Genomic DNA, 21062 nt, shown 5'->3' with positions numbered 1-21062 from the left:
ATCTAGTCCAGCAGCGGCAGGAGCTTGTTGACGCTGTCTTTTGCGTCGCCATAGAACATTCGGGTGTTCTCCTTGAAGAACAGCGGGTTCTCGATGCCGGAATAGCCGGTGCCCTGGCCACGCTTGCTGACGAAGACCTGTTTCGCCTTCCACACCTCCAACACCGGCATACCGGCGATGGGCGAGTTCGGGTCGTCCTGTGCGGCCGGGTTCACGATGTCGTTCGAGCCGATGACGATGACCACATCGGTCGAGGGGAAATCCTCGTTGATCTCGTCCATCTCCAGCACGATGTCGTAGGGCACCTTTGCCTCGGCCAAGAGCACGTTCATATGGCCCGGCAGACGGCCCGCGACCGGGTGGATCGCGAAACGCACCTCCTTGCCCGCCGCGCGCAGTTTTCGCGTCAGTTCGCTGACCGCGCTCTGCGCCTGCGCGACCGCCATGCCGTAACCCGGCACGATGATGACGCTGTCGGCATCGTTCAGCGCTGCCGCCACGCTGTCGGCGTCGATCGCCACCTGCTCGCCCTCGATGGCGGCCGCGGGGCCGGTCTCGCCGCCGAAACCGCCGAGGATCACCGACACGAAATGCCGGTTCATCGCCTTGCACATGATATAGCTGAGGATCGCACCCGAGGATCCGACCAGCGCGCCGGTCACGATCAGCAGGTCGTTGGACAGGGTGAAGCCGATCATAGCCGCCGCCCAGCCGGAATAGCTGTTCAGCATCGACACCACCACCGGCATGTCGGCGCCGCCGATGCCCATGATCAGGTGATAGCCGATGAAGAAGGCCAGGAGCGTGATCAGGATCAGCCAGAGGATCGCCGGGCCGGTGCCGGTGCAGAACAGGATGCCCAGCAGCACCGACAGCGCCATCGCGCCCGCGTTCAGCATATGCCCGCCCGGCAGCTTTTTCGGCTTGCCATCCACCCGGCCCGCCAGCTTGCCGAAGGCGACGACCGAACCGGCGAAGGTCACGGCGCCGATAAAGACGCCAAGCGCGACCTCGATCTTCAGCATCGCGATCTCGGAGGGCGTCTTGTGGGCCAGCACGGCGGCGAAGCCCTGGAAGACATGGCCCGCGTCCTCGGCCTTGATGCGCAACACGCGGGCCAGCTCGATCTGGGCGTTGAAGCCGACGAAGACGGCGGCGAGGCCCACGAGGCTGTGCATCGCGGCGACAAGCTGCGGCATCTCGGTCATCTGGACGCGCTTGGCCACGACATAGCCGATACCGCCGCCGATGGCGATCATGATCAGCGACAGCAGCCAGTTGCCCGCGCCCGGCCCGAACAGGGTAGCCAGGACCGCAAGGGCCATGCCGACAATGCCGTACCAGATCGCGCGCTTGGCGCTTTCCTGTCCCGAAAGCCCGCCCAGCGACAGGATGAACAGGATGGCTGCGACCACATAGGCCGCGGTGGTGAATCCGTATTCCATGCCTGCCCCCTTACGACTTCTGGAACATGGCCAGCATCCGGCGCGTGACCAGGAAGCCGCCGAAGATGTTGACCCCTGCCATCAGCACGGCCAGCGTCGCGAGGATCATCACCCAGGCCGAGCCCGATCCGATCTGCATCAGCGCACCCAGGATGATGATCGAGGAAATCGCGTTGGTGATCGCCATCAGCGGCGTGTGCAGCGAATGGGCGACGTTCCAGATCACCCGGAAACCGACGAAACAGGCCAGCACGAAGACGATGAAATGCGACATGAAGCTGGCCGGCGCGACCAGGCCCACCAGCAGCAGGACCACCGCGCCCGCCGCCAGCAGCGTGACTTGCGATTTCGTTTCGGCCTTGAAGGTGGCGATCTCGGCCGCGCGGCGTTCCTCGGGCGTCAGCTCCTTCTTCTTTTCCTTCGGCTTCTGCGCGGCGATGGCCGCGACTTTCGGCGGCGGGGGTGGCCAGGTGATGTCATGATCGCGCGCGACGGTCGCGCCGCGGATCACGTCATCTTCCATATTGTGATTGACGACCCCGTCTTTCTTCGGCGTCAGGTCGGCCATGAAATGGCGGATATTGTTGCCGTAAAGCTCGGATGCCTGCGTACCCATGCGCGACGGGAAGTCAGTATAGCCGATGATGACCACGCCATTATCGGTCACGATCCGCTGCTCGGGCACGGTCAGGTCGCAGTTCCCGCCCTTCTCGGCCGCCAGATCCACGATCACGCTGCCGGGCTTCATCGCCTCGACCATGTCCTTGGTCCAAAGCTTGGGCGCATCGCGGCCGGGGATCAGCGCGGTGGTGATGACGACATCCATTTGCGGCGCCAGTTCGCGGAACTTTTCCAGCTGCTTTTCGCGGAATTCCGGACTGGAAGGCGCGGCATAGCCGCCGGTCGCCGCACCGTCCTGGGCCTTTTCCTCGAAATCGAGGAACACGAATTCGGCCCCCATCGATTCGATCTGCTCGGCCACCTCGGGACGAACGTCGAAGGCAAAGACCTGTGCACCAAGGCTGGTTGCGGTGCCAATCGCGGCAAGGCCGGCCACGCCTGCACCCACCACAAGAACCTTGGCCGGCGGCACCTTGCCTGCGGCGGTCACCTGACCGGTGAAGAAGCGGCCGAAATTGTTCGCGGCCTCGATCACCGCGCGATATCCGGCGATATTGGCCATCGACGACAGCGCGTCCATCTTCTGTGCACGGCTGATCCGGGGCACCATGTCCATGGCGATGGCGGTGATGCCCTGATCCTTGGCCTTTTCCAGCAAGTCCTTGTTTTGGCCCGGGTAGAAGAACGAGATCAGGGTCTGACCCTCGCGCATCTGGGCGATTTCGCCCTCGGAGGGCTGGCGGACCTTCGCGACGACATCGACCGCGGCCACCAGATCGGCGGCCGACCCTTCGACCGTCACACCCGCCTTGCGATAGTCGTCGTCCGAGAAGCCGGCCAGCGATCCCGCGTCGCTTTCGACAAAGACCTCGTGCCCCAGTTTCTGAAGATGCGCTGCCGACGACGGGGTGACCGCCACTCTCGCCTCCCCTGCAAAGCTTTCCTTCAAAGTGCCAATCTTCATGATTCACCTATTGGATGTCGCAATTGGCCCTGCCGATGCTAGTTGTATCGAATTATCCGCTCAGCGGTACACGACATTGGGAAGCCACAGTGCGATTTCGGGGACGAAGGTGATCAGCAGTAGGACGATCAACAGCGGCAGGATGAACGGCATCGTGGCCCGCACGCATCGCTCGAATGGCACGCCAGAGACATCCGACAGGACGAACAGGACCATGCCCACCGGCGGTGTCAACAGCCCCAGCATCAGGTTCAGGATCAGCAGGATGCCAAGATGGATCGGGTCAATCCCCGCGCTGATCGCGATCGGCATCAGCACCGGCACCAGGATGGTGATGGCGGCGATCGTCTCCATGAATAAGCCGATCAGCAGCACGATCAGCATCATGATCAACAGCAGGAGTTGCTTATTGGTGGTGATACCCAGAAGCGCCGCGCCCAGCTTTGTCGCCACCTGCTCGGATGTCAGGATCCAGGCGAAGACCGCCGCCGAGGCAACGATCATCAGGATCGCGGCCGAGGTGATAATCGTATCCATCGATACCCGGACAAGATGCCGCCATGTCAATGTGCGATAGACGGCCAGACCCAGAAACAGCGCATAGCAAACGGCGGCAACCGCGGCCTCGGTCGGGGTGAAAACACCTGCGGCGATTCCGCCGACAATGATCACCGGGGTCAACAAGGGCAGGAAAGCCTGCTTGAACGTTTCCCAGATCCTGCAGGCACTGATGCCGCCGTCGCGGGGATAGCCGCGCTTCCAGGAATACCAGGCGACCATGATCATAAGCGATACGGCCATCAGCAGGCCGGGCACTAGGCCGGCAGCAAACAGCTCGCCGATCGAGACCGAGGCCATAACCCCATATATCACGAGGGGCAGCGAGGGTGGAATGATCGGCCCGATGGTCGATGAGGCGGCGGTGATGCCGACCGAGAAATCGGTATCGTAACCCGCCTCGCGCATGGCCTTGATCTCGACATTGCCCAGGCCGCCCGCATCGGCGACGGCAGCACCCGACATGCCCGCGAAGATCACGCTGGCGCCAACATTGACATGACCTAGCCCCCCGGGCAGCCAGCCGACGAGCGAGCGGGCAAACGCGAAGATCTTGGTGGTGATCCCACCGGTATTCATCAAATGGCCCGCCAGAATGAAGAAGGGGATGGCCAAGAGCGGAAAACTGTCGATGCCGCCGATCATGCGGTGGATCACCACGACATCGGGAAGCCCCTTCAGCACGACATAGGCCAGCGAAGCGCCACCAAGTGCCACGGCCACGGGCACCCCGAGAATCAGGAAGATTGCGAGCAGGACGAAAAGAACGGTCAACGCCATTTATACGGTCTCCCGCAGGAACGCGGTTTTTTCAGCGATGATCTCATGCGCGGGGCGGCGGGCCTGCCGCACAAGGATCAAGGCCGCGAACAGCGCCATGAGGGCGCAGCTTGCGCTGACGGCATAGTAGAGCACCGCCTTGGGCATCTGCACCGACACCATGTTGGAATTGGTCCGCTGCGCCAGCTCGACCCCTAGCCAGGCGGCATAGCCCCAAAAGCCCGTCACCAGCGTTTCGACCAGCAGCACCACGGGCTTGATGATCGATTCGGGCATCGCGCGATAGGCGAATTCAAGGAAGATATGCTTGCCTTGCCGGACGCAGGTGATCCCGCCCACGAAACCCAGCAGGATCAGGAAATAACGCGCGATCTCCTCAGTCCATCCCAGACTGTCGTTCAGGACATAGCGCGTGAAGAATTGCAGCGCCACGATCAGGAACAGAAGTACGAAGACAACCAGTATCGGAATGTCCATCCAGCTGACATCCGAGATGTCGTCGGACACTTCCTCGGCCTCGTCGATCAGCGCATCGATATCGTCTTTTCGGGTCATCGGTTCCTCCTCCCTGACGACGCGCCGCACCCCCGGAACCGGGGCTGCGGCGCTGGTGGCTATTATTTGTCCTCGATCGTCTGCAGGCGTTCGAACAACTCGGTCGAGAACGGCAGGTCGCCGGCGGTCAGCGCGGGGGTCACGGCCTCGATGAACGGCGCGCGATCGACCTCGTTGACATTGACGCCCTCGGTGCGGAACCAGTCGACCAGTTCGCCTTCGTCCTTCAGGATGGCGGCCGTGACTTCGTCGCCGGTTTCCTGCAGCACGTCTCGAAGGATCTCGACATCTTCCTCGGGCAGCGAGTTCAGCCGCAGTCCCGAGACCACCGTATAGGTCGAGTTGATGATATGGCCGGTCAGGCTGATGTCGCTTTGCACCTCGTAGAAGCGATTGGCCTTGATTGTCGTCAGCGGGTTCTCCTGGGCATCGACCACGCCCTGTTGCAGCGCAAGATAGACCTCGGCGAAGGCGATCGGGGTGGGATTGGCGCCCACCGCCTTGGGGAACAGCACATAGGCCGGCGCGTCGGGGACGCGGATCTTGAGGCCCTGCATGTCCTGGGGCTTCTGGATCGGCTTGTTCGCCGTTACATGGCGCGAGCCATAGTAGCTGACGGCGGCGATCTCATTGCCACCGGTGGCGTCGGTATAGCCCCGGGCGACCTCGTCAAAGACGTCGCTGTCGAAATAGGCGGCCCAGTGATCGAGGTTGCGCAGCGTGAACGGGAAGTCCGTCATCGAGGCGGGGCCGTAGATCGAACCCGCAAAGCCGGCGCCGGTATAGATGATGTCGACGGTGCCAAGCGAGAGGCCTTCGTTCAGATCGACCTCCTTGCCAAGGGACGACGCCGGAAAAACCTCAATACTGTGACGCCCTTCCGTGCGCTCGGCGAACAGTTCCGCCGCCCTGAGGGCCGCGTCGTGCAACGGGTGGCTGACTTCGTAGACATGGGCGAATTTCAGGACATCGGCATGGACCGATGTGACGCCAGACGACAGGGCGGCAATCACGGTCGCGACTAGGAACTTGCTAAATTTCATGGGTTTTTCCTCCAAGGGCTTCATGTGCGGGGTGATTTGTCAGGGGCCTTGCGGACGATCAGTTTTCCACCCATCCGCCCGCTATCCCGCGGTCGTGACAGGGATGGCCTAGAGCAGCCAATGGGCTGCTGGGCAGTTTGGAAGGAATGCAGGGCTCAGTTCTGGCCATATGTGTCTCCTCCGCTTTTTTGGTAATACCAAAAGAGCATAAAGTTGGTCAATAACTTTTCTGGTAATATTTTTGGTAAGTCCATAAAGGAAAAGTTGATAAGCCTAAACTTCGGTGGGATAAGAGCCTATGAGCGACATTCACCCTGTTTCCCCGGACCCGGAGGCTGCGCAGCTTGACAGTGCGGTCGGCCGCGTCGTCGCCGCCATCGAGGCGCAGATCTTCTCGGGCGAGTTGAAGGATGGTGAATCGCTGCCTGCCGAGCGAAGCATCGTCGAGACCATGGGCGTCAGCCGTCCGGTCGCCCGAGAGGCCATCAAGATCCTCGGCGGCAAGGGGTTGCTGGATGTCCAGCCGCGTCACCGGCCGATCGTGCGAAAGCCCGATATACGCATGGTCATGGGCGTTCTGGGGGGGCTTGTCGGCCATCTGACCGGCCAACCCGGCGGGATCCGGCAGATCTTCGACGTGCGGATCTTCGTCGAGGCCGGCCTTGTGCGGCAGGCGGCTCTTTCTGCGGGGAAGGGCGACATCGCCCGGCTGCGCGAGGCGCTGGAGGCCAACCGGGCTAGCATCGGCGATTCGTTGAATTTCTACAGGACCGACACCGCCTTCCACGGCGTACTCTATTCGATCCCCGCTAACCCGATCTTTCCGGCGCTGCACGGCGCCTTTCGCGACTGGCTGGATGCAAGCTGGCGCAAGATGCCGCGGCTGCCCGAGCGTAACCTGAAGAACTATCAGGCGCACGCCGCCATCCTGGAGGCGATCCTCGACCGCGATCCCGATCGCGCGGAACAGGTGCTGCGCAGTCACCTAGAAGCCGCGTGGGCGCAGGTGCGCGACATGTTCGACTGATCGGATTTCGACGCGGACCCGCCGGGGCCAGATCGTCGACAGGCCGAATCACCACACGCGCCAGCGCAGACAGGCTGGGCATCAACGGTGCCGGAAATCTGCCGTTGAAACGGTCTCCTGCCGCTGTCGTGTTACCTGCATCGATATCCGGCTCTGCACGAAAGTGGCGTGTTTCGGGCCCGTCATGGACCAGCTAGCCTTTAGCGCGTCACAGAGTATGGTAATACCATAAATGTTTGAAGGCCGCAATCGCTCGGGAAAAGCAAAAAATGTTGACATGTTGAATTATTTTTGGTCATACCAAAATAGTGATGGATTCGGAGGCTGATTGACCGCCGCTTCGCAGCAGAGATGGAGAGGAGTTACCGACATGGCCGACACGATTTCCGCCGCTTACTACCGCGGAGAGCGGCGCTTCAGCGTCGAGGAAAAGCAGGCTCCTAGCCCGAAGGCGGGCGAAGTTTCCGTTCGGATCGCCTATTGCGGCATTTGCGGCACCGACATGCACGTCTTCCACGGCAACATGGACGCCCGCGTCGGGTTCGAGCGGGTGATCGGGCACGAGATGTCCGGTACGGTCTACGCTTTGGGCGATGGCGTGCAAGGCTTTGAACAAGGTCAGAAGGTCGTTGTGCGCCCGCTGAATCACTGCGGCAACTGCCCGGCATGCAACGCAGGTCACACCCACATCTGCCACAACCTGAAGTTTCTCGGGCTCGACACCGATGGCGCGATGCAAGAGGTCTGGACCGTACCCGCACACACTCTGCACGCCCTGCCCGAAGACATGCGGCTTGACCATGCCGCGCTTGTCGAGCCCGTGGCGGTGGCGTGTCACGACGTGCGTATGGCCGGCTTGAAGGCGGGCGAGGACGTGGTGGTGATCGGCGGCGGTCCGATTGGCGTGCTGGTCGCCATGGTGGCCCGAGACGCAGGCGGCAAGGTCGTGATCTCAGAGGTCAACGAGAACCGGTTGGCGATTGCCCGCGACCTGGGCTTCGACACCGTGAACCCCGCCAAGTCGAACCTGGTGGACGAAATCAACGGACGTACCGGCAACAAGGGTGCCGACGTGGTTTTCGAGGTGTCGGGCAGCCAGCCCGGCGTCGACGCGATGACAGGCGTGGCGGCAACGCGCGGCCGTATCTGCATGGTCGCCATTCACGCCAAGAAACCGACCGTGGACATGTTCCGCTTCTTCTGGCGTGAGCTGCAACTGGTAGGCGCGAGAGTCTACGAGGCCGAGGATTACGACAAGGCCATCGCCTTGGTGATTTCGGGCGCCATTGCTGCCGACACGGTCATCACAGATGTCAGTCCGCTGTCCGAAATCCAGCAGGCGTTCGAGGCACTCGACGCTTCGCCCACCGCGTTGAAAAGCCTTATCAAGGTAGGAGCCTGATCCATGTCCGTCCTGAAATCTTTCGAACTTTCCGGCAAGACCGCCATTGTCACCGGCGCCAAGCGTGGCATCGGTCGCGGCATGGCCGAAGCCCTGGCGCAGGCAGGGGCCGATATCGTAGGCGTTTCGGCCTCTCTGGAAACCTCAGGTTCCGCCGTGGGTGACGCGGTCGAGAAGCTGGGCCGCACGTTCACCGCCTACCAGTGCGATTTTTCGGACCGCGCGGCGGTTAAGGCCTTTGCCGCGCAGCTGGAAAGCGACGGGGTGAAGCCTGACATCCTGGTCAACAACGCCGGGACTATCAAGCGCAAGCCTGCGGCGGAGCACCCGGATGAATGGTGGGACGAGGTGATCGAGGTCAACCTTTCGGCCCAGTTCATCCTGAGCCGTGAGATCGGTCGCGGCATGGTCGAGCGTGGCTCGGGCAAGATCATATTCACCGCCTCGCTGCTCACGTTTCAGGGTGGCATTACGGTACCGGGATACGCCGCATCGAAGGGCGGCATCGGCCAGCTGACCAAGGCTTTGGCGAACGAATGGGCGAGCAAGGGCGTGAACGTCAACGCCATCGCACCGGGTTACATTGCGACCGACAACACCCAGGCTCTGCAGGATGATCCCGACCGTTCGAAATCCATACTCGAACGTATTCCGGCAGGTCGCTGGGGCAGGCCGGAAGACTTCGCCGGACCGGCTGTCTTCCTTGCCTCCACGGCCTCCGACTACGTCAACGGCGAGATCCTGGTCGTCGACGGCGGCTGGATGGGGCGTTGACCATGTCGATAGTCAAGGAATGCGGCGCACGCATGCTGGACATCTGCACCGCAGCGCCGGTCATCCCGGTCTTGGTAGTCGAAGACGTGCGCCATGCCCGGCCCCTTGCCGCCGCGCTTGTCAGGGGCGGCCTGCCGGTGCTGGAGGTGACATTGCGGACGCCCGCAGCGCTGGATATTATCGCGACCATGTCCGACGAACCGGGCGCCATCGTCGGGGCGGGCACGCTGCTCGACCCCGAAGATGTCGACGCGGTGATTGGGGCCGGTGCGCAATTCGGGGTCTCGCCGGGCTCGACCGACGAGTTGCTCGACACCTGCGAGGCACGGCGGCTGCCGTTCCTGCCCGGCGTGTCCACAGTGTCCGAGGTGATGCGCCTGCGCGCCCGGGGATACGACCTGATGAAGTTCTTTCCGGCCGAGGCATCGGGCGGCGTGGCGATGCTCAAGGGGATCGCCGGTCCGATCCCGAACGTCCGGTTCTGTCCGACCGGCGGTGTCGGTCCCGACAACCTAGCGCAATACCGGGGATTGTCCAACGTTGTCTGCGTCGGTGGAAGCTGGATCACGCCTGTCGATGCGGTGCAGGCAGAAGACTGGCAGGCCATCGAGGATGCCGCTCGCGCGGTCAGCGAATAGGCCGCAGGCTGGTCTTATCTGCGGCACTCGGGTCAGTAATGTTAATCTGATTGACATGTCCTGGCCTGCAGGGCTGTCGTACGCTCCGAGCTTCCCTTGAAAAAATCCCCGATTGGAGTGCTTGGAGCACTGGATCTGGGTGTTTCTTAAAGAGTCGTATGGCGTACGCTTTGAAAAAGTGTCATTATAGGCGTCATGCTGGCCGAACGAGCGCAAAATCTGAAGAAGGTTCTTGATGCAGTGCCCTCCGGGTATCTGGTCGATGCGGCATGGCTCACGGCGCATGGCATCGCCTACGAGACCTTTCGTGACTACGTCAAGCGCGGCTGGCTCGAGCGTCTGACCCGCGGTGTTTTCCGTCGCCCGTCTCCGGGCGCTTTTGCGTCGGATACGATCGACTGGAAGATCTGCCTGCTCTCGGTCCAGCAGATCATGCGCTACGATGTCCATGTCGGTGGCATGACGGCGCTTGCCCAGCAGGGTCATGGCCACTATTTGCGTCTGGGCGGCAATGCGCCGGTATGGGCCTATGGTGAAACCATACCGAACTGGCTCCCGAGACTGCCGCTGAACGCGCCGATCGAATCGCGCAGCAGGTCCCTCTTTGACGATCCGCAGCTTGGTCTTCCCGATAAGGGCACGGAGGCAGGGCAAACCGTTCCCTGGGAATGGCAGCTCAGGATGTCGTATCCCGAACGGGCGATCCTGGAGGCCATGGATGAGCTGCCCGACCACGAGAGCTTTCACAACGTCGACAAGGTGTTCGAGAGCCTGACGACGCTGCGGCCGAAGATGCTGTCTGCGCTGCTGCACAGTTGCCGGAAGATCAAGGTGAAGCGGTTGTTCTTCGTTTTCGCCGATCGCCACGATCATCCCTGGCGCAAACGTCTCGACCCTGAGGAATTCAACCTCGGTCGTGGCGACCGCGCTCTGGTCAAGGGTGGCAGGATACATTTACGTTACCGTATCGTTGTGCCGGAGGAATTCGTGGCGACCGGGGCTGGCGATGGCGCGTGAGGATTATGAAGCCCAAGTCGCGCTGCTCGTACGCCTGCTCCCGCATGTTGCCAAGGAAAAGGTGTTCGCGCTCAAAGGCGGTACGGCGATCAACCTGTTCTACCGTGATCTGCCTCGTCTGTCGGTCGACATCGATCTGACCTATCTGCCAATCAAGGATCGCGGCGAAAGCCTCGCTGAAATCAACGAGGCAATGAATCGCATCGCGGCCGCCATCGAAAGCGCCATCATCGGCGCGAAGACGCGGCGCATCCAGGGTGGGGGAGGGGGGGGCCACCCGCGTTCTCGCTCGTCTGGGCAGCGCCGAGATCAAAATCGAGACCTCGCCGGTCATGCGCGGCGTCGTCCACGATCCCGAGATGCGCCCGGTGTCGGATGCGGTGGAGGATGAATTCGGTTATGCGGAGATGCAGGTCGTTTCCTTCGAAGACCTGTTCGGTGGCAAGTTGCATGCGGCAGTGGACCGCCAGCATCCGCGCGACCTCTATGACATCAAACTGCTCTATGAAAATGAAGGCCTGACAGAGGATCTGTTCCGGACTTTCCTGATCTGCATCGCCTGCTCATCCCGTCCGGCGCATGAACTTCTGAACCCGAACTTCATCGACCTTGACCAGCCCTATACGAAAGAGTTCGAGGGCATGACGAAGGTGCATGTCAACCTCGACGACCTTCTCGAAACCCGAGAGCGACTGGTCGCGGACATCCGGTCTCGTCTCGACGAAAAGGTCAGGACCTTTCTCCTGAGCCTGCATGACGGCACGCCTGACTTCGACGCTATTGAGCGGCCGCGGGCGGCTGACCTTCCTGCGGTTCGTTGGAAGCTGATCAATCTGGAGAAGCTAAAGAGGGATAACCTGGCCAAGCATGCGGAGCACAGATCAGCGCTGGAAGCGCTGTTCAGTTAGTCACCAGTACGGCTGCCGCTCCGTTCGGGGACTGACCGGTCTCTGCTGCTAAATGCGAGGCATGAATACCTCGAAAGCAGGGTTTCCCAAGCGGCGCCAATGAGTTACATTAAGCAGCGAGTTTGGGGATTTGGCATTCGACCAATCGCAAGTATCGTTGGTTGCACGCCCCCGCAACCAAAAAACTACCGCTATAACAGCGACTTACGACCAAGCCCCCGGCCGTCGCGTCGGGGCTTTCGTTTTCAAGTCAACGCCAAGTCAACATTCCGCTCGCTTTTGGGTCAGGGCGGGCCTTTAGCGCTGGTGCCTGGTCGCTTCGGTCATCATAAGAAGCGCGCGCAAGGGGTCGACGTGCGGCAATAGATTATCGCGCGACGCAAACAGGGCGCGCATAGCGGGGGCAGCGGCATTAGACCTGACCCGGAAGCTCTATGGGGATGGTTGACGCCGGCTCCTGCCTTGACCGGATGGCCCTTTCATTGGACGCAGTGCTTCCTGAAATCGTGCAAAGCAAACCAAATGCTGTTCGCGTTGCGTAATCGGCAGGATGAGGCCGCAGCAACGATTTGGCTAATGGCAGCCGACCGCCAGTGCCAGGGCAGCAGTTCATCGAGTGCATTTGATCTTGTGATCGCTGATGCGGTTGAGAATATCGATGAGGTAAGCCTGCGGATCGATATTGTGGAGCTTTGCGTCTCGATAATGGTCATCGCATCAGCGAGTGTTTCCCCACCCGCATCGGAGGCGGCCAATAGAAAATTCTTTGCAGGGTCGATTCCCATAAGCCGAACAGTTTGGCACAACCGACGCCGATTGCCGACGCGCCTCAAGGCGGGCGGTTTGATTCTGGCCACAAGCGCCTTCCTTGGTTGCTCAGAGCCAGCTTATGATCTCGACGGTACGCGAGGTGAACTGTGAAGAGTCGGTCGCGTGCAGTTCGGAGAACTTGCGCCGCATATGGCTCCAGCACGCCGTCATTGGCCCAGTCGGTCTTGCCAGCCGGTTGTAGTCGGCATTGCCATCCACTTGCAGGATTCCGCGATATCTATCAAGGTGCCTTTCCGAACAGGTGCCCGAGTGGCTGCCTTCAAACAGATAGGCGACCATGGGCGGCACTGATCCACTGAACAAGCTGTCGTCACGGGCATGGTCGGCAGGGTGGCCTTTCCTAGAGGCGTTATCGCAGATTCTCAGCAAATCTGGGCCTTTGCAGGCGCAAAAACCGACGCGCGAACGCCGTGACGGGCGCGGCGCGCAGATAGGGTCACTTTTTTCGATTGTTATGACCGGTCACCAATTTTTTGAACCGTGCGAAGCGGGTGTGTATGGTTGCAGCGATCTGTTGACCAAACCGTTTTAGTCGCCGTCGCGCAAGAACTCTGAGCAGGCCGTTGCGCCAAAATACGAGGTATATATGGCCCAGCCCCGATAGTGAGAGACGCAAAAGCAATTGTGCAAGGGCCTTTTCGTGAGGGGTTTTCAGGGGTTGAGCGTTGTTTATGCGTCTGATGGTTTTGCGGGTCATGCCTCGCCAAGCAGCAGCATATTCACGGTTGAGGGCGCGCGATAGTTTCGGATAGCGCGTTACGAACGCTTTGCGCCCATGGCTTTGGACGAGCCGAGTCAGTCTCTCATCGTCCCGTTGCTCAAGCTCTTTGCGCACGCTCTCAAAGAGTGCCGCCAGGTCCTCTTGAGGCAGATAGCGTACAACCGGCGCCAGTCCGCTCAGCCAATTATAGTCACCTTTCGCCGTTTGTGACGACGCCCATTGTATCAGGCGCTTGCCAGTCGCCCGCTTCTTGATGCCGGATGCTATTCGTCCGGCTCGAGGGCCGAGGTCAAAGGGCGCATTCCCTCCTCGAACTCGGCAATCAAATGTTGCGCGGCTTCGGAAACGAGGCCCGCCACGAGCCGGCCATGGCCCGTCGAGTGCGAGATATAGGTAAGCATATCTTCGCTGTCCGGGTCAGCGATTTCAGTCAAGGGGCGCTCAAGACGCTCGAGCGCAGATGCAAATTCTGGCGACAAGGTCGGCAAAGGGATCACACCATGCCGGGCCATCTTGAGAGCTGCAAAGAACGGGTGATCGTTGGGAAGAAGTGCCAGATCACGGGGGTCGCAAATCGGAATGGGCACAACGAAATGCTCCGGCATAACAGCATGCAGTTCCTCGATCATGGAGATCGCCCCCAGGGCCGAATCTTCGATTGCCCGCATTGGAACGCAAAACATTGCATGAATTGACTGGCTGGCAAGCCAGCTATTGAAGCGACCGGCGTGCAGAATGGACGCTATGCGCTCCGACCCGACCGCCGAGGCATCAAGCATGACGATGCGATGAGGGTTGCTGGGAAGCGTGAGAAGGGCGTCGCTAAGCGGGGTATGGTTGGTCAGATCGATCGTAACGTTACCGCGCATGACTTGCGCAGCTTTTGCGAGCTCGATTCTGGTCGGCTCGGCATAGGCGGAAAGGAGAGGGTGCTCATCATGCTGGAAAATGATGAGTTCGCGCCCTGCATCTGCGAACTCATTGGCCGCAATACGGCAAACGGTTGTCTTTGCCGATTTTTTGGGACTGACAGTCGCAAAAAAACCGATGCGGATGTCCGACGGAATGGAGAGAGGGGGGAATATGGATGTCATGATCGTTCTCAACTACAGCGTTAATCGAATTGGCCAAGCCGGCTCGTTATCTCCAAGCTCTGCTTGATACGGGCGCGGCGCTGGTGGGGTGGGTCCACACCTTGTTGCGGGCGTCCCGCTTGCCGAGGATCTGCGATTTCCAGGTTCACACCGGCTGAGTGGCTTGTTCCCGCCGCACTGCCCTCTTGTGATGAGCGGAGGCGGCGCGTGGCGCGAGAATAGAGCTCGATAATGCTCTTCTTCTTGCGCTCGGTGAGTGGCGAGATATCTGCAGGAACCTCCGCGTCTGCACTTTCGTAAACAGCAAGTACCCGCGCACCGATCCAGGACCATGGCACGCCGCGAGCCAGGAGCGGCGCAATGGTTGGCCGACACAGCAATAGATAGGCAGTCAACGAAATCGGCCCTCCGGCTTCGCGCCAATGGTTCCTCAATGCCGCGACCAGCGTGTTGTGATGATTCTGATCTATCATTTCAAACGAATCGCTAGTTAAATTTCACTAGCATAGTGTCCGTCGGTATATTCCGGTTGTCAAGCACCTCAAAGTCGGGCACGAGAATCGCATGCGGCGCGTTAGAAAATGGGCGGTTATCGGCAGGCTGGCTGCGATCGAGCAAAGGCATGCGCGTGATATACCCAGGCTAGAATTTGAAACCGATCTCGCAATCAAGCTGGGTTTGACGAGGGGAGCGTTGCGCAACTATGCGGATGCAGTTCGTCTCGTGCGCAGGCTGCCCGATCCGGCATTAAGGCAAATCCTGTTTCGGTCGAGCGCTGTGGCGGCTTCTACGCTGGCCAGATGGTTACACCGTGATCCCCAGCCGGCGCGGGCTTATATCGCCAAGAATACGCTGAATGGTGCGGTTACCAATGACCGCGCGCTGCTCGTTGCGGCCCGTCAGGCGCAACGGTCGACGCAGTCCCGTCATGCCGTGCCTGAAAGTGCCGAGGTGCAGCTCAAAACCTGGCTTGATACAGCCGATGATGTGTCGCGCAAGGACCTGATTTACCGCTTGGCCCCCCAGCTAAACACGCAGTACTTTGACCTGACCATTCATCAGCCCATAGACCCGCTTGCCCAATTGCTGGGGCTTAAGGCTATGCTTCGCATTCACGAATCCGATAATGGTGCCGATTTCAAATGGAAGCCGCACGTTGATCGTAGATTTGATTATTTTACCATGAGCATAATCGAGATTCCGTCGATGGTCGTTCTTGAACGGTTTCGAACTGAAGCGCGATCGATCTGGGCCAGAGCGTTGGCAGCGACCGTTTATTCTGATGCGGTGTTTCTGGTTCTTCCCAGCTCGGCGGCACGCCGACATTTCCTTTCGCGGATACCCAGCGATGGCGCGGTATGGATAAATCACCCACCTGCTCCCAGGCGATCGGGAGCAAGGAGCCGGTGCGAGAGTCGCCCAGCGATTGCCAAGGTGGGGCCGCGCAAAATCGTCGTCTCCACCACCCGCTCATTTCTTGCCGACCTATTTCACGAAGATCAGTTCAGATAGCTTTTTCGCATAGTGGGGAAGGGAGTTGATCATCTGCTGATAAGTCGTTGAGGAGGCGTTGTTCTTGTGTGGGTGTTCCCACATCTATGGCCCAAAACGTTGGCAGAAGGTTTGCTGGTCGTTGGTTGTTCATTGGTCGCGGGTTGATCAGCAACTGGCCATCTGTTGGTTGAAGCTGGCCAGAAAAACCGTGGAGTAATGTAGTCATCTATGTTATAGTCATGAGCTGTGCAGGAAACAGGAGTGGACAAATGGCCCTGCCGATGTCTGGACCAGCTTCGCCGGAGACCATTGCAGATCACCTCGAAACCGGGCGCCGCCGTATTGCCCAGGCAATCGAACTCTATCCGGAGTTGGCGCCAGAGGACGCCCTGGCGAGAATGATCGAGGGATGGGGCCCGCTTGCGGCCAGAACGGTGGGTCATTATCGGGCTGATCTGAAGTATGCTCTGGCTGAGTTGATGCAGTCGACAGATCGAGCGGACATGTTTCCGGTCGCGTTTGCCAAGGTCGACGCCGTTCTGACCGCGAAAAAGGCAAAGATCCCGTTCAAGGACCGGCGAACATCTGCCAAAAAGGTTATTGACGCGACAGAAGACGAGGCGAGGGCGCTTTTTTATGAACTCAAACGTCACGCGCTGAAATACGGTAACCCGAACTCAGTCCTGGCGGCTCTGATCGTGCTGGTGGCAGCACATAGCGGATTTCGACCAATCGAGTTGCGGGGAGCTGCATTTGATGGTCGTGTTCTGACGCTGCCCAATGCAAAAAAGCGACCAGGCCAGGCCGCGACTCGCGCACTTGATGTCTCAGCACTCCATAAGGACGTTCTTGTTGCCATTGAATTGCTGCTCTCGCTTATCGATCATGATTTGATAAAGAAAGAGTTCGCAAGCTGGACCAAATGCATTGCCAGCCAAATCACGCGGGCCTGCGAACGCATAAATATACGTCCGCTTTCTTTATATAGTTTTCGCCACGTTGCTATTGCTACTTGGTCTGCCGCAGGACTTTCACCGGAAGAAATTGCCCGCCTTTGTGGCCATCTTTCGATTCGCACGGCGCATACTCACTACGCGCGAGCTTCGGTCGGTCACAAGCGTAAGGCTGTTGCCCGAGCAGGCTTGTCACCTCAAGCTGCTGCCGAGGCCAAAGACACGGAAAGATCGGTCGGCGATGGCCATGATGCCGCGCACCTTTCCAAGCACCCTTTCAGGGGCCCTCAGAACGAAGTGCCAGATTTCATCGTGGAAGCGTTTCCTGAGATGCCGCCTAAGGGGGACGTGGGTAATGAAGCGCTCTCCCCCGAAGAAGTTCAACGCCATTGGGACGCCCTGTCGGATCCGCGCGATCCCAACGAAATTGTCGCAAACCTCGAGCATGCGCGTAGGGATAGGGCGCAAAGGAACCGTGGGACAAAGCGGAGCAAGGGTTTTTAACGATCCGTATTGGATGTTTTGAGACAATGCATAGCGATCAAGAAATATTTTGCCGGTTGCGCTGACTGGTCTCTCAGAACGTAGATGCCCCCGGGATGAAGGACAATGATGACCCTACCGTGACCTGTTGGTAGCGCAATGAGCAAACAAATCTGACCAGCAGGCGCAACGAGCAGCTAGATTTGCGTCGAGAACTGCCCAACGATTGGGAAGTAGCTCGTATCCAAGCGACGGAATCTGAATTACGGCTCCAACTCCATAATCTGATTGGGTGAGGACCCTAGCTATTTGCGGCGAGTGATACCTTGATATGCGTGGTTGATATGCCTTCAGTGCGGGGGAGGGAGGTAGACTACGTCGCAAACGTCCTTGAACTCATCGAACCTTCCAGCCCAATCGTCCCCCATGACCATTAGGTCGGCCCCGGCGCCCAAAATATACTGTCGCTTTAGCTCGAAGCTCTCTTCATAGAAAACCTCATCGACCCAGCGCAGCGCACTAATGATCTCTGCGCGCTCCTCTTGCCTAACGAACGGATATACACCCTTCTTACGGAAATTAAAGGCATCGGACGCAACACCGACCACGAGGCGATCTCCAAGCTCAGCGGCTCGCCTGATTATGTTCAGGTGGCCGATGTGGAATAGATCATACGTTCCAAACGTAATCACAGTCTTGTAGCTCAAGGCAATGCTCCGGTTGGGTAGTTACATACATAGGTGGTTGCGACAGCTCATTGCGGTCCGAGTCTAACGCGCCTTCGTCCCCATACTTTCTGGATCGCGCACCATGCGACCTTTCGACCTTGACCACAAGGATGGCGATATTAAGCTCGCTGTCAGACTGTATACTATCCACGGCTTCTGTGGCGCGGATTTTAACCTGCCAATGTCCACCTGCCGCTCTGGTCGCAATTTTGCCTTAGGATAGTGCTTCACGGCTGTCGATCCAAGTTGCCTGGTGTCAGTCTCAGCATGCTGCCTACTATTATTTACGGTCGCGACCATCGAGCATAAGTACAGACGGATCTCTGGCAAATGAACTATTAGCTTGTCCGTTATAGAGGAGCACGAAAAATGGCTCCCATGCTGGGAAAAATCTCTTGCACTTCGGGCGGCAACCACAGAGGGTGCCCAGCTTATCATTCCTGACCCACGGTAGAGATTCAAAGCTCTAATAGGAAACGTCCCCCTTGATCCAGCTTAGCCGTCTATTGAACATTGGCTTGCGGTTTGGAACGCTTGGCACGCGCTTTTTTTTCATCTTTTTCTTGGCCCGCTTTCTCGACGCTGAGTCGGTTGGCTATTATGGGATTTTTACAGCAACCGTGAGTTACGGGATGCTGTTTTTTGGACTGGAATTCTACACTCACGTGACCCGCAATTTCGGTAAGGCGAGTGTGGACGAGCGTGGGCAGATACTGAAGGGGCAAATTGCTTTATCGAGCCTGCTTTACATCGGCTCCGCCCCACTTGTGTGCCTTTTCCTGCTCAATACCGGCTGGCCAGAGCATCTGGTGTTCTGGTTCATGCCCATCATGATCCTGGAGCACTTTAACCAGGAAATTTTCCGGCTGCTTGTGGTAATGCAAAGGCAGATTGCCGCTAGTCTTTTGCTCTTTGTCCGTCAGGGAACGTGGGCACTGGCAATCATCGCCATCTTCTTTTTAAACGAAGGCGGCCGCTCGCTCGATATTGTCATGTTGAACTGGTTTGTCGCGACCTTCGCTGCGGCTTTGCTAGGGGCGTGGGAAGTGACCAAGCTTGACATTGAAGGCTGGCGCAAGCGAGTTGATTGGATTTGGGTGAGACATGGCGTCAGCGTTGCTCTGCCTTTTTTGATTGCAACGCTCTCACAACGCGGTGTCATTACGTTGGATCGGTATTGGCTCGAGTCCTTGGGCGGAATCGGTGTGGTGGGCTCCTACGTCCTGTTTTTTGGGATTATCAGCGGGCTGTCGGTTTTTCTTGAAGCTGGCATCTTCTCTTTTGTCTATCCGGAGCTGATTAATCACCATCACCGCAATGAGCATACACTCGCACGCGCAAAAGTGCGGCGAATGTTCTACCAGACGGCGGTCGTCTGCGCCGGATTTGCGATCATCAGTATGGCGTTGCTGCCCGTTATCCTTGACTGGGTAGGCGATCCAGTTCATTTGGAGCATGTCGGCATGTACCCGTGGCTCCTGCTGGCGATGAGTGCACTGGCCATGAGCCAGGTCGCACATTGGGCGCTCTACGCCAGCGGTCAGGACCGGCAGATTCTGTTCAGCCATGTCGCATCGCTAACGACATTCGCTGTCGTAATGTGGTTTACGAGTGGGCAACTGGGCACCTACGCCGTTCTCGCTGGCATCAACGCCGCTTTTGTGTTGCTCCTCATCTGGAAATGGGCGGTGTACGCTATTGCCCTCAAACGCCTACCACGATGATATGTCCTGAGCGATGAGAAGCACGTCGAGTTCATTTATGAAAACCGCTTTAAAAAACGGCATTCGAAAATTCCTCTACCTCGTAACGTGGCTGACCCCGAAGAGCGACACAGTGGTTCTCCGCGGTTTTCCCGATTATAATGACAATCTGCTCGCCATTTACGATGGCCTTATAGCACGCGGGACAAAACGCATTGTTTGGGTTCTTGAAGACCCGGCGGCTCCTCCGCCGATCAATATTGCACCAGGCGTCAGGCTTATAAAGTACGGAAGCCTGCTCGATATCTTGTTCTCCACCGTGGCCCGGTACCTTTTCATCACCCACGGGCACTTTCTGACCGAGATACCTCCAAACCAGATTTGCGTTAACCTCTGGCACGGCATTCCCTTTAAGCGGATAGGCACGGCTCTGGGCAATCCGGGGCGACTTGACACCTTATGTATCGCTACGTCCGCCTTCACTAAGCGTATTTTCGCCGATGCTTTCGATATGCCCGAAGATCGAGTCCTCATCACCGGCCAGGCTCGGACCGACCGATTGTTCGATTTTGATAAGAAAACGCTGTGGAATCGTACGCTTCCCAAGTATCCGTTACCCGAAAAAGTATACTTATGGCTCCCAACGTATCGCCAGTCGCCCTATCTCGCTCATCAGCAAGACGGAAGAAGCTTCGGCAATGTCTTTAATTGTTCGGATTTTTCAGAAGTGGAATTCAACTCGTATCTGGCAGTTAACAACTCGGTTTGCCTTGTGAAGCCTCACCCGATGGCAAAAAAAACTGATAACGCAAGCCACTCTCATTTGCACTTCATAGATGAAGCATGGATGGCTCACCATGGGATCACGCTTTACCAGCTTCTTGGCGCCGTCGACTGCCTTATCTCCGACATATCCAGCGTCATTACAGACTTCCTGATTGTAGACCGTCCTGTAGTCCTGCTGTTCGAAGACATTGAAGCGTACGGGGATAGCCGTGGCTTCATGCTAGATCCCGTGACCGACTATCTCCCGGCGCCGGTGACACGTAGCTTCACCGAGTTCATGGGCGAATTGACAAAGGTGCAGGAAGACCTGGATCCATACCGAGAGCGCCGGCGCCGGCTGCGTGATCTCTTTTTTGACTACAATGACGCAAAGGCGACGGAGCGCATTCTCGACCGTATAGACGAACATGCTAGTCACCTGGAACTGTAATTCGTATCATTGGTCCAAGCGATTTGGAGAATGATATGGCGGGCCGGGTAGCGGATGAAATTGTTTTAAGCGTCGAAGAGCGGGACTTTCTGGAAGCCCAGGTTCGA

18 protein-coding genes and 2 pseudogenes are annotated in these 21062 nt (G+C 58.6%); 10 read left to right on the top strand and 10 right to left on the bottom strand.

From position 1 onward, the window contains the following. Positions 1–2 precede the first annotated feature (2 nt). From DQG18_RS12590 to DQG18_RS12570, 5 genes are all read right to left on the bottom strand, one after another. The gene (locus tag DQG18_RS12590; protein WP_116654634.1) at positions 3–1445 is read right to left on the bottom strand and encodes an NAD(P)(+) transhydrogenase (Re/Si-specific) subunit beta; all 1443 of its coding nucleotides are present in this window, start codon (positions 1443–1445) and stop codon (positions 3–5) included. Between the two features lie 10 nt (positions 1446–1455). Then, complete coding sequence (locus DQG18_RS12585) at positions 1456–3030, bottom strand: Re/Si-specific NAD(P)(+) transhydrogenase subunit alpha (protein WP_116654633.1); 1575 nt, start codon at positions 3028–3030, stop codon at positions 1456–1458. A gap of 60 nt (positions 3031–3090) precedes the next feature. Next, positions 3091–4368: a TRAP transporter large permease gene (locus tag DQG18_RS12580; RefSeq protein WP_116654632.1), complete on the bottom strand. Its 1278-nt coding sequence runs from the start codon at positions 4366–4368 to the stop codon at positions 3091–3093. Beyond that, positions 4369–4923 (bottom strand): TRAP transporter small permease, encoded by a 555-nt coding sequence (locus DQG18_RS12575; protein ID WP_116654631.1) that lies wholly within the window; start codon positions 4921–4923, stop codon positions 4369–4371. It lies immediately after the preceding gene. A 62-nt stretch (positions 4924–4985) separates the two neighbouring features. After that, positions 4986–5966, bottom strand: a complete 981-nt coding sequence (locus DQG18_RS12570) for a sialic acid TRAP transporter substrate-binding protein SiaP (RefSeq protein ID WP_116654712.1) — start codon at positions 5964–5966, stop codon at positions 4986–4988. 298 nt (positions 5967–6264) lie between these two features. Between DQG18_RS12570 and DQG18_RS12565 the strand changes: the two genes are divergently transcribed. The 6 genes and pseudogenes from DQG18_RS12565 (at position 6265) to DQG18_RS12540 (ending at position 11732) form a co-directional block, all read left to right on the top strand. After that, a complete protein-coding gene (locus DQG18_RS12565) occupies positions 6265–6993 on the top strand; it encodes an FCD domain-containing protein (RefSeq protein WP_116654630.1) in 729 nt (242 codons plus the stop codon). Between the two features lie 370 nt (positions 6994–7363). Next, positions 7364–8395, top strand: coding sequence for a zinc-dependent alcohol dehydrogenase (locus DQG18_RS12560; RefSeq protein WP_116654629.1), 1032 nt, complete (start codon positions 7364–7366; stop codon positions 8393–8395). Positions 8396–8398: 3 nt separating this feature from the next. Further along, complete coding sequence (locus tag DQG18_RS12555) at positions 8399–9169, top strand: SDR family oxidoreductase (RefSeq protein WP_116654628.1); 771 nt, start codon at positions 8399–8401, stop codon at positions 9167–9169. A gap of 2 nt (positions 9170–9171) precedes the next feature. Next, positions 9172–9807: a bifunctional 4-hydroxy-2-oxoglutarate aldolase/2-dehydro-3-deoxy-phosphogluconate aldolase gene (gene eda / locus DQG18_RS12550; protein ID WP_116654627.1), complete on the top strand. Its 636-nt coding sequence runs from the start codon at positions 9172–9174 to the stop codon at positions 9805–9807. Between the two features lie 195 nt (positions 9808–10002). Beyond that, a complete protein-coding gene (locus tag DQG18_RS12545; RefSeq protein WP_116654626.1) occupies positions 10003–10824 on the top strand; it encodes a type IV toxin-antitoxin system AbiEi family antitoxin domain-containing protein in 822 nt (273 codons plus the stop codon). Continuing rightward, positions 10814–11732, top strand: a pseudogene (locus DQG18_RS12540) (nucleotidyl transferase AbiEii/AbiGii toxin family protein). The gene DQG18_RS12545 and the pseudogene DQG18_RS12540 overlap by 11 nt, the downstream one beginning before the upstream one ends. Before the next feature lie 590 nt (positions 11733–12322). On the opposite strand, the pseudogene DQG18_RS16540 reads toward DQG18_RS12540, so the two are convergent. The 4 genes and pseudogenes from DQG18_RS16540 to DQG18_RS12520 form a co-directional block, all read right to left on the bottom strand. Further along, positions 12323–12499: pseudogene (locus DQG18_RS16540) on the bottom strand (transposase domain-containing protein); the annotation flags it as partial. A gap of 109 nt (positions 12500–12608) precedes the next feature. Beyond that, positions 12609–12866, bottom strand: a complete 258-nt coding sequence (locus DQG18_RS12530) for an IS66 family transposase (protein ID WP_157970151.1) — start codon at positions 12864–12866, stop codon at positions 12609–12611. A 681-nt stretch (positions 12867–13547) separates the two neighbouring features. Further along, a complete protein-coding gene (locus tag DQG18_RS12525) occupies positions 13548–14378 on the bottom strand; it encodes a hypothetical protein (RefSeq protein ID WP_116654624.1) in 831 nt (276 codons plus the stop codon). Between the two features lie 20 nt (positions 14379–14398). Then, positions 14399–14851: a hypothetical protein gene (locus tag DQG18_RS12520; RefSeq protein WP_116654623.1), complete on the bottom strand. Its 453-nt coding sequence runs from the start codon at positions 14849–14851 to the stop codon at positions 14399–14401. Between the two features lie 91 nt (positions 14852–14942). On the opposite strand from DQG18_RS12520, the gene DQG18_RS12515 reads away from it, so the two are divergent. Both DQG18_RS12515 and DQG18_RS12510 read left to right on the top strand, forming a co-directional pair. Next, positions 14943–15890 carry a hypothetical protein gene (locus tag DQG18_RS12515; RefSeq protein ID WP_116654622.1) on the top strand — a complete coding sequence of 316 codons (948 nt, stop codon included), beginning with the start codon at positions 14943–14945 and terminating at the stop codon, positions 15888–15890. A gap of 251 nt (positions 15891–16141) precedes the next feature. Next, a complete protein-coding gene (locus DQG18_RS12510) occupies positions 16142–17329 on the top strand; it encodes a site-specific integrase (protein ID WP_116654621.1) in 1188 nt (395 codons plus the stop codon). Positions 17330–17658: 329 nt separating this feature from the next. Here DQG18_RS12510 and DQG18_RS12505 read toward each other — a convergent pair whose 3' ends face one another. Further along, complete coding sequence (locus DQG18_RS12505; protein ID WP_198669761.1) at positions 17659–18015, bottom strand: FAD synthase family protein; 357 nt, start codon at positions 18013–18015, stop codon at positions 17659–17661. A 506-nt stretch (positions 18016–18521) separates the two neighbouring features. On the opposite strand from DQG18_RS12505, the gene DQG18_RS12500 reads away from it, so the two are divergent. Further along, a complete protein-coding gene (locus DQG18_RS12500) occupies positions 18522–19760 on the top strand; it encodes a lipopolysaccharide biosynthesis protein (protein ID WP_116654620.1) in 1239 nt (412 codons plus the stop codon). 37 nt (positions 19761–19797) lie between these two features. Further along, on the top strand, positions 19798–20955 hold the full coding sequence (locus DQG18_RS12495; protein ID WP_157970150.1) for a CDP-glycerol glycerophosphotransferase family protein: 1158 nt from the start codon (positions 19798–19800) through the stop codon (positions 20953–20955). The last annotated feature ends 107 nt before the right edge of the window (positions 20956–21062 follow it).

Origin of the sequence: Pelagibacterium sediminicola (assembly GCF_003390885.1) — a bacterium.
In the GTDB taxonomy this organism is placed as follows: domain Bacteria; phylum Pseudomonadota; class Alphaproteobacteria; order Rhizobiales; family Devosiaceae; genus Pelagibacterium; species Pelagibacterium sediminicola.
The sequence above is the reverse complement of the archived record's forward strand: the minus strand, read 5'-3'. Positions and strand labels throughout refer to the sequence as shown.

What these genes read in the sequence shown, in the direction of transcription:
- DQG18_RS12525 (WP_116654624.1), bottom strand. Translation starts at nt 14,378, where the DNA reads ATGACATCCATATTCCCCCCTCTCTCCATTCCGTCGGACATCCGCATC.
- DQG18_RS12520 (WP_116654623.1), bottom strand. Translation starts at nt 14,851, where the DNA reads ATGATAGATCAGAATCATCACAACACGCTGGTCGCGGCATTGAGGAAC.
- DQG18_RS12560 (WP_116654629.1), top strand. Translation starts at nt 7,364, where the DNA reads ATGGCCGACACGATTTCCGCCGCTTACTACCGCGGAGAGCGGCGCTTC.
- DQG18_RS12565 (WP_116654630.1), top strand. Translation starts at nt 6,265, where the DNA reads ATGAGCGACATTCACCCTGTTTCCCCGGACCCGGAGGCTGCGCAGCTT.
- DQG18_RS12575 (WP_116654631.1), bottom strand. Translation starts at nt 4,923, where the DNA reads ATGACCCGAAAAGACGATATCGATGCGCTGATCGACGAGGCCGAGGAA.
- DQG18_RS12515 (WP_116654622.1), top strand. Translation starts at nt 14,943, where the DNA reads ATGCGGCGCGTTAGAAAATGGGCGGTTATCGGCAGGCTGGCTGCGATC.
- DQG18_RS12590 (WP_116654634.1), bottom strand. Translation starts at nt 1,445, where the DNA reads ATGGAATACGGATTCACCACCGCGGCCTATGTGGTCGCAGCCATCCTG.
- DQG18_RS12585 (WP_116654633.1), bottom strand. Translation starts at nt 3,030, where the DNA reads ATGAAGATTGGCACTTTGAAGGAAAGCTTTGCAGGGGAGGCGAGAGTG.
- DQG18_RS12580 (WP_116654632.1), bottom strand. Translation starts at nt 4,368, where the DNA reads ATGGCGTTGACCGTTCTTTTCGTCCTGCTCGCAATCTTCCTGATTCTC.
- DQG18_RS12545 (WP_116654626.1), top strand. Translation starts at nt 10,003, where the DNA reads ATGCTGGCCGAACGAGCGCAAAATCTGAAGAAGGTTCTTGATGCAGTG.
- DQG18_RS12510 (WP_116654621.1), top strand. Translation starts at nt 16,142, where the DNA reads ATGGCCCTGCCGATGTCTGGACCAGCTTCGCCGGAGACCATTGCAGAT.
- DQG18_RS12495 (WP_157970150.1), top strand. Translation starts at nt 19,798, where the DNA reads ATGAAAACCGCTTTAAAAAACGGCATTCGAAAATTCCTCTACCTCGTA.
- DQG18_RS12570 (WP_116654712.1), bottom strand. Translation starts at nt 5,966, where the DNA reads ATGAAATTTAGCAAGTTCCTAGTCGCGACCGTGATTGCCGCCCTGTCG.
- eda (WP_116654627.1), top strand. Translation starts at nt 9,172, where the DNA reads ATGTCGATAGTCAAGGAATGCGGCGCACGCATGCTGGACATCTGCACC.
- DQG18_RS12555 (WP_116654628.1), top strand. Translation starts at nt 8,399, where the DNA reads ATGTCCGTCCTGAAATCTTTCGAACTTTCCGGCAAGACCGCCATTGTC.